This is a genomic window from Nonomuraea sp. NPDC003201, from assembly GCF_053590415.1.
In genome coordinates this window covers 1-6,617 of the sequence record NZ_JBSFTC010000457.1, presented here as the reverse complement: position 1 = coordinate 6,617, position 6,617 = coordinate 1, and the positions used below count along the sequence as shown (strand labels likewise).

The following is a 6,617-nucleotide window of genomic DNA, read 5'->3' as shown; positions in this document are numbered from 1 at the left end:
TGTCGCTCTTCCTATCGGTGACGCTCACCGCCGGCCTCCTCGTCACCGAGGTGGGCCTGGGCGGCTCCGCCCCGCACACCCCGGGAAACCTGCTCGCCGCGCCTCCGGCCGACGCCAAGGCGCTGCTCACCCTGGCCGCGCGGGCCGCCGCCGACCAGGGTGACACGGTGCCGTCCCGAGGCCAGTACGTCCACACCAAGACGCTCGCCCAGCAAAGCCTGTACACCAAGGACAAGGCGGGCGCGACGCAGTACACCAAGGTGATGGTCAACGAGGAGCGCTGGGAGGCCGCCGACGTGGGCAAGCCCTGGCTGGGCCGCAAGCAGGCCCTGTCGGCCACGGGACCGGCGCCACGGAAGTTCTGGGACCGCGGCGTCGAGGACATCCTCTACGAGTCGTCGGGTTGCCCCGGCCAGCCGGCCTACGCCCGGCTGGGCGCCTGGCCGACGGACCCCGCCCAGGTGCGCGCGAAGATCGTGGCCGACACGGGCGAGGAGCCGCTGCGCATCTGGACCTCCCTCCAGGGCCTGATCCGCGAGTCCGTGGTACGGCCCAGCCTGGGCGCCGCGCTCTACCAGGTGGCCGCCGGGCTGGACGGCATCGTGCTCATCCGCGACGCCGTGGACGTCTCCGGCCGCCCCGGGCTGGCCGTCGCCATGGACGAGGGCAACGGCCGCCGGTCCGAGCTGATCTTCGACCGGCAGACCTATCGCTACCTGGGCGAGCGCACGGTGGTCGTCGAGGACAAGAAGGTGAAGCTGCCCAACGGCGAGTACATCGAGAAGAAGGGCGCGGTGAACGGCGTCGCCGTGCTCGCCGTCGATCTCGTCCCCGGCCTGCCCGAGGTGTCGCCGAAGGCGTCCCGCATGAAGATCCCCTGCTGAGACTTTCCCCCTGATCCGGCCTTTTCGGCCGGGAGTTCTGTTTCGCATGCCCACATTTCAACGAAGGAGTACACCCATGTTCATCGCCAAGGCCGTGGCGGCCACCCTGCTCGCCGGTTCGTTCGGCGCTCTCGCCGCAGCGCCCGGGGACGACGCCGCGTACGACAAGCAGCGGCAGATGGAGGACAAGCGCGTCGCCTGCATGACGGAGCAGGGCCTCGCCTACGTGGCCGCGCTGGCGCCCGAGCGCCGGTGGCAGCCGGGGGAGCGGGAACGGCTCGCGGGCGATCTCACGGCGCTGCGGACGTACCGGGCCAGGTACGGCTTCGGCGTCTGGTCCCCGAACACCTATCCCAAGGACGAGGTCGTCAACCCCGTCCAGTACGAGAACCCGAACAACAAGACGCTGATGTCGCTCTCGGCCGCCGACCTGAAGAAGTGGCGCGCCGCCGACGAGTCCTGCTTCTCCCAGGCGGTCAAGGAGGTGCTGGGCAAGACCGTCACCTCCCAGGAGGACTACTACGACCAGCTCGAAGCGGCGGTGAACAAGTCGCTGAGCGTCCTCGACCAGGACAAGGAGCTCGTACGGCTGGGCAAGCAGTTCGCCACGTGCCTGGGGGTCGGCGAGACCAGGCCGACCGCGCTGGACGGCCTGAGCCACACGAAGATCGTGCGGCAGGCCTCGGAGGTCGCCAGGAAGGCCTGGAAGGGCGAACTGCCCAAGGCCCCGAAGGGCAAGACCGTCATCTTCCGGCCGAACCTGAAGCCGGCGGAGGCCAAGCCGTACCTGGACAAGGAGATCAAGGCGGCACTGAAGGACCTGGAGTGCGGCAAGGCCTTCTACCCCGCCTACTCACCCAAGGCCGTGGAGATCACGTCGCGGGTCTACCAGGAGTTCGGCAGGGAGGGCGCGGCCCAGGCGATCGCGTCCCGGATCTACCGCAAGATCATCTGACCGGACGGTGACGGCGGGCCGCTCGTAGCACCCGGGCGGCCTGCCCTAGGCCGACGCGGTCGTGATCACGCAGTTCGACCTGTTCGAACGGAACGGGGCGGGCTGGGAGCGGCTGTCGACGCGCCACGTGCAACGGCACCACTCCGAGCGGACGGCACGCGAGGCGGCCGAGCAGGCCGGACTGCACATCATGGCCACCCACGGGCTGGTGGGGACGTCGGCACGGGACCCGGCCGACGAGGACGAACACGACCGGATCCTGTACATCGCCCGCCGATCCGACCCGGCCGGCTGACGGGCTCGCAAGGACGATGACCCCGCGCCGCCCTGCCCCTGCACTCCTCCTTACCTGGTCGCCTCGGGGCCGTCTGCCCAGGTCGACGCTCCACGCGCGGCCCGCCTGAGCGCCGTCGTCACCGCGGACCTGCCGGCGATCTTCTTGTCGGCCTCATTCAGGTAGGCGCAGACCCCGGTCGGCGTCGACTGCCCGAACCCGCCACCCAGACGCCCGCGCCGGGAATCAAGCCTTGATCGCCGTACCCTGGGCGGAGACGAGGCGCCAGGCGCCGTGGTCGTCGGCGGCGTAAACGTGGGTGTAGCGGCTTCCGGCGCTGAACGTGCCGCCGTCGGGATTGGTGAAGTTCATACCGGTACGCCCGACGACGATGCCAACTGGGCCGATGACCCGGACGATCGCCTCGTCCGGGAACGAGTGGATCTGCGGGAACGTCAGGGAGCCGGAGGCCACCAGGTCGAGCAGGATCCTTTTGTCGGCGACGGCCCCGTCCTCGACCCCGACCAGGACGAAGTCGTCCGCCAGGAGCTCCTCCAGAACGGCGGGATCGCTTGCCACCAGGGCGTCGAAGAAGCTCTGGTCGTGCTTGAGGAGGGTGATCCGATCGAAGCTGCTCATGTCGCGACGGTAAACGCTGACGCCGGTGACAAGGTCAAGCCGGCCGCAGAGGCGCGTTCATCCCGGCACTCCACCCACACCAACGACGGACATCCTCGAAAGCAGGGGAAGGAGCGCACCTCCGGCGGCCACCGGGTCCATGGCGAGTGGGCGGTGGCCTCCGCCTTCGCCTCGGCCGGCACGGACGGTAAGGCTGGATGGGCCTGCCTTGGCTGGCATGGACGGTAAAGCCGGACGGGCCGGCCTCGACGAGCACGCACGATGAGGCCGGAGGTCCGTGCTATTCCGTGTCTTCGACACGGTCCGCGAGGCGTTCGTGGCGTTGCCTGGCGGCCTGCGCGGTGCCGAGCCCGAGCCCGAACGCGATCTCCTGCCAGGTCATGCCGCGCCCCCGCGCCATCTCCAGCAGGCTGACCTCCAGCGCGTCCAGCTCCCCGCGCACCAGCGGGAGGAGGCTCAACGCCGCGGTGATGTCGGCGTGGTCGACCTCCGGTTCGCCCTCATCGAGCCGTGCGGCTCCGCTGAGCAGGAACGTCACGAGCCTGACGGCTTCGTGCGGGCCGATGGCCGAGGCATGGACCTGCCGGCCGCGCTGCTCATCGGTGATCGCGTGCCGCTCGGCGATCCGGAACAGGGACGCGTACACGCGTTGCGCGCGCGCCTGCTCCGGATGCGGAGGGGTGAAGGGGTCGAGGTGGTGATCGGCATCTGTGGGCATGTGCTCACCATGCCGCAACACTCAAACCGATGTCAACATATCGTTTTAAACAGAACGTTTAAGATCGCGGTCCGCCAAGCCAGAGGACAGACGGGTCCCTTCGCCGAGCAGGTGACACCGCCAGCGTCTTTCCGTTGGGGCCGGGAGAGACTCAGAGCGCCGCCAGGATGTGGTCGATCCTCTCCGGCGTCAGCGGCCGGTCGAGCATCGCGTGCAACCGGGCCCGAGCCCTGCCGCGATTCTCCTCCGACTCCTCAGGGGACAGGGCACGCCTGGCGTAGAACTCCAGCAAATGCCCCTGCACCACGATCGCCATCGAGAAGTCGACCGGCTCGGCCACCACCGCAGGCCCACCTGCGCCCCGATAGGCCCGGTAGGCCGTGACCGCGTCCTCCAGGGGCAGATCGACGAGGATCCCCGCCAGCTCGAACGCCGGGCGCGCCGGCCCGCAGTTCTCCCAGTCCAGCACGATCACGCCGCCGTCGGCCGCCCGGCACACGTCCACGTTGACGTCGCGATGGCAGGTGGTGATGAGAGAGCCGGGCGGGGCGACCAGGGAGTCCAGCGCGACGAGATCGGCAAGCGCCCGCTCCAGCGTCGGCGCCCACTCACCCCCGGCCGCCGCCAGCTCCTCCCACGCGGCCCGGCCGACCGGCTCGGAGAACCACGGGGCCACCGCCCCCGACGCCGGATGCCCCACCCATGCAGCCCGGCCGTCACCACGCCGAGCTCGGCCGCCGTGACCACCTCGCCCGGCACCAGATCCACCCATTCGTAGACCCGCCACCTCCCGTCGAGCAGCACGTCCCCGTCAACCGTCGTGACGTGCCGCGGCAGGCGCACCCCTGCCTTCCCGGCGGCCAGCTGGAACGCGGCGTCCTGCCGCGCGGCGCTCTCCTCGGCGGGCGCGAGCAACTCCTTCACGGCCCACGAACCGCGCCGGGTGTCCAGCCGCCAGATCCGGCCCAGCTCGCCACGCGCCGCGTACACGGCCGGCCCGACCGGCTCCCCCAGCCCGTACGCCCGCGCCACCACCCGCATCGCCTCGTCCACGGACCCCTCCCCACGGCACCCGGGCCATGCTGTCCTCACTCGCGGCCCTCGGCAACCCGGCAGGCGCCACACGACGAGACGGCCCCGGCGAGGTGCTGGGCGCCAAGGCTGCCGCGGCGCAGGCCGTCAAGGACCTGACGGGCCGCACGTTGACCTGCTGGGACCAGGACGTCTCGGCCGTTCCATCCACGGCGCTGGAGGAGGCTGACGGCGAGCGTCCGTGCCCTGGCAGTCGGCGTGGCGGACGGGCATCCACGCCGACGACGGGGATCGGCTCGCCCACATCGACGACTTCGGGCCCGCCGCGTCAGCACCACTCCGAGCGCTGGCTAAGCTGCGGCGCATGGCGCGAATTCTCCTCTTGCACTCGATGTACGGCCTGCGGCCCGCCGTCCACCAGGCCGCCGACCGGTTGCGGACGGCCGGCCACGAGGTGCACGTCCCCGATCTGTACGACGGCCGGGTCGTCGACACACCCGAGGAGGGGACCGCGATCAAGGAGGAGATCGGCCGCGATGAGCTGCTGAAGCGGGCCGTGACCGCAGCGGCCCCGCTGTCCCCGGACGGCCTGGTGTACGCGGGTTTCTCGCTCGGCGCGGCGATCGCGCAGACCCTCGCCCTCGGCGACGAGCAGTCTCGAGGGCTGCTGCTGATGCACGGCACCTCCGACATGGCCGACGACCTCTCGGCCGACGACCTGCCGGTCCAGCTTCACGTGGCCGATCCCGACACCTACGAACCCGCCGACTGGTTGAACGCCTGGTACATCCGGATGCGCCGGGCGCGGACCGACGTGGAGGTCTTCCGCTATCCGGGCGTCGGCCACCTGTTCACCGACCCCGACCTGCCCGACTACAACGCGCCGGCCGCCGAGCGCGCCTGGGCCATCGCGCTGGACTTCGTCGCCGACCTGTAACCGGCGGCCCCACCGGTCTCGGTGAGCCGCCGATCAGCGGCCGCGGAAGTTCCTCTCCGAGGCGTCACGCCCCGCAGCTCGACGAGCTCCCGGACCTGCGGCCGAACCGGTGAAAGCCGAGCGACACCGAACCGCGCCTGGCACCCCGCGACGGCCGGCAGAGAGCCGGTTGCCGTCTTCGGGTGGGAGGGCGGGCTCGGGACGGACGTGCTGCTGTCCGGCGGCGAACGCCAGCGGGTCTCGATCGCGCGGGCGCTGCTGAAGAACGCGCCCATCGTGCTGCTGGACGAGGTCACCTCCGCGCTGGACCCGGTGAACGAAACGGCCGTCCACGAAGGCGTCGAGCGCCTGATGGCGGGCCGGACGGTCGTGATGGTGGCGCATCGGCTGCGGACCGTCCGGCGCGCCGACCGCATCGTCTTCCTGGACGGCGGCCGGATCGTGGAAGAAGGCGGCCACGACGAACTGCTACGCCGATTCCTGGAACACCGAATATGCCTTCACGCCATTTTGCTGAGCCATTATTCGGGAAGACTCTACAACACCGCTACAAATGCTCTACAAATTCAAAATACAGCCTCCCACCTGCATGAATGAATCTATAAATGACCCCCAAGGCATGGCTTCGTAGGCGATTTCAGCACCGTTCAAGAAAATTGTCCAGCTCTTGTCGAGCGGATTGTCAGCCCTTACTCTCCAGGTGATCAAATCACTTTCTCCTTTCACCTGGAGGCACCCCTTGCGCCGATTAGCGCTCCCCGTCGCCGTCTCGGCGATGCTCCTCCCCTTCCTCGCCCCGGAGGTCTCCGCCGCCGCGCTCGCCGACCCGCCACCGGCGAACGTCCAGGAGGTCGGTCCCGGCCAGTACTCCTCCGACACCAAGACCTTCAAGCTCACCGAGCTGGACGTGTCCGCGGGCGCGATCAGCCGCAAGCACGGCGTGGCCCTGACCGCCGGTGATCTGGCCAGGCCGCAGTCGGCCCCGGCGACCCGGCCCGAGCTGGGTGTCTTCGGGCCGGGCTGGCAGGCCGAGTTCGCCGGCGGAGAGATCAACCGGAAACTCGAGAACCAGAACGGCACCATCGTCGTCACGGAACTCGACGAAGGCACGTCGACCAGCTACCCCCTGAAGAGCAGCGTCTCCTTCCCCGACGGCGGCGGCATCCAGACGTACGAGG

At 69.9% G+C, this 6,617-nt stretch carries 9 protein-coding genes; 6 read left to right on the top strand and 3 right to left on the bottom strand.

The window, feature by feature from the left end; genetic code table 11:
• The 3 genes from ACWDX9_RS57720 to ACWDX9_RS57710 all read left to right on the top strand — a co-directional run.
• On the top strand, nucleotides 1-884 hold an 884-nt coding region (locus ACWDX9_RS57720), incomplete at its 5' end, for a CU044_5270 family protein (protein WP_449971738.1).
• Between the two features lie 76 nt (nucleotides 885-960).
• Nucleotides 961-1,839, top strand: coding sequence for a hypothetical protein (locus ACWDX9_RS57715; protein WP_449971736.1), 879 nt, complete (start codon nucleotides 961-963; stop codon nucleotides 1,837-1,839).
• A gap of 61 nt (nucleotides 1,840-1,900) precedes the next feature.
• The gene (locus ACWDX9_RS57710) at nucleotides 1,901-2,134 is read left to right on the top strand and encodes a hypothetical protein (protein WP_449971734.1); all 234 of its coding nucleotides are present in this window, start codon (nucleotides 1,901-1,903) and stop codon (nucleotides 2,132-2,134) included.
• Between the two features lie 225 nt (nucleotides 2,135-2,359).
• Here the strand turns inward: ACWDX9_RS57710 and ACWDX9_RS57705 are convergent, their stop codons facing one another.
• The 3 genes from ACWDX9_RS57705 to ACWDX9_RS57695 all read right to left on the bottom strand — a co-directional run bounded on the left by ACWDX9_RS57705 (nucleotide 2,360) and on the right by ACWDX9_RS57695 (nucleotide 4,170).
• Nucleotides 2,360-2,752, bottom strand: a complete 393-nt coding sequence (locus ACWDX9_RS57705) for a nuclear transport factor 2 family protein (RefSeq protein ID WP_449971732.1) — start codon at nucleotides 2,750-2,752, stop codon at nucleotides 2,360-2,362.
• Between the two features lie 280 nt (nucleotides 2,753-3,032).
• Nucleotides 3,033-3,470: a DNA-binding protein gene (locus tag ACWDX9_RS57700; protein WP_449971729.1), complete on the bottom strand. Its 438-nt coding sequence runs from the start codon at nucleotides 3,468-3,470 to the stop codon at nucleotides 3,033-3,035.
• Nucleotides 3,471-3,621: 151 nt separating this feature from the next.
• Nucleotides 3,622-4,170 carry a phosphotransferase family protein gene (locus ACWDX9_RS57695; RefSeq protein ID WP_449971726.1) on the bottom strand — a complete coding sequence of 183 codons (549 nt, stop codon included), beginning with the start codon at nucleotides 4,168-4,170 and terminating at the stop codon, nucleotides 3,622-3,624.
• A gap of 696 nt (nucleotides 4,171-4,866) precedes the next feature.
• On the opposite strand from ACWDX9_RS57695, the gene ACWDX9_RS57690 reads away from it, so the two are divergent.
• From ACWDX9_RS57690 to ACWDX9_RS57680, 3 genes are all read left to right on the top strand, one after another.
• Nucleotides 4,867-5,439: a dienelactone hydrolase family protein gene (locus ACWDX9_RS57690; protein WP_449971723.1), complete on the top strand. Its 573-nt coding sequence runs from the start codon at nucleotides 4,867-4,869 to the stop codon at nucleotides 5,437-5,439.
• A 207-nt stretch (nucleotides 5,440-5,646) separates the two neighbouring features.
• Nucleotides 5,647-6,036, top strand: coding sequence for an ATP-binding cassette domain-containing protein (locus ACWDX9_RS57685; RefSeq protein WP_449971720.1), 390 nt, complete (start codon nucleotides 5,647-5,649; stop codon nucleotides 6,034-6,036).
• A gap of 142 nt (nucleotides 6,037-6,178) precedes the next feature.
• A partial coding sequence (locus ACWDX9_RS57680) for a hypothetical protein (RefSeq protein ID WP_449971717.1) occupies nucleotides 6,179-6,617 on the top strand: 439 nt, incomplete at its 3' end.

Coding starts and splice junctions, on each gene's coding strand:
- ACWDX9_RS57690 (WP_449971723.1), top strand. CDS start 4,867: ATGGCGCGAATTCTCCTCTTGCACTCGATGTACGGCCTGCGGCCCGCC.
- ACWDX9_RS57700 (WP_449971729.1), bottom strand. CDS start 3,470: ATGCCCACAGATGCCGATCACCACCTCGACCCCTTCACCCCTCCGCAT.
- ACWDX9_RS57705 (WP_449971732.1), bottom strand. CDS start 2,752: ATGAGCAGCTTCGATCGGATCACCCTCCTCAAGCACGACCAGAGCTTC.
- ACWDX9_RS57715 (WP_449971736.1), top strand. CDS start 961: ATGTTCATCGCCAAGGCCGTGGCGGCCACCCTGCTCGCCGGTTCGTTC.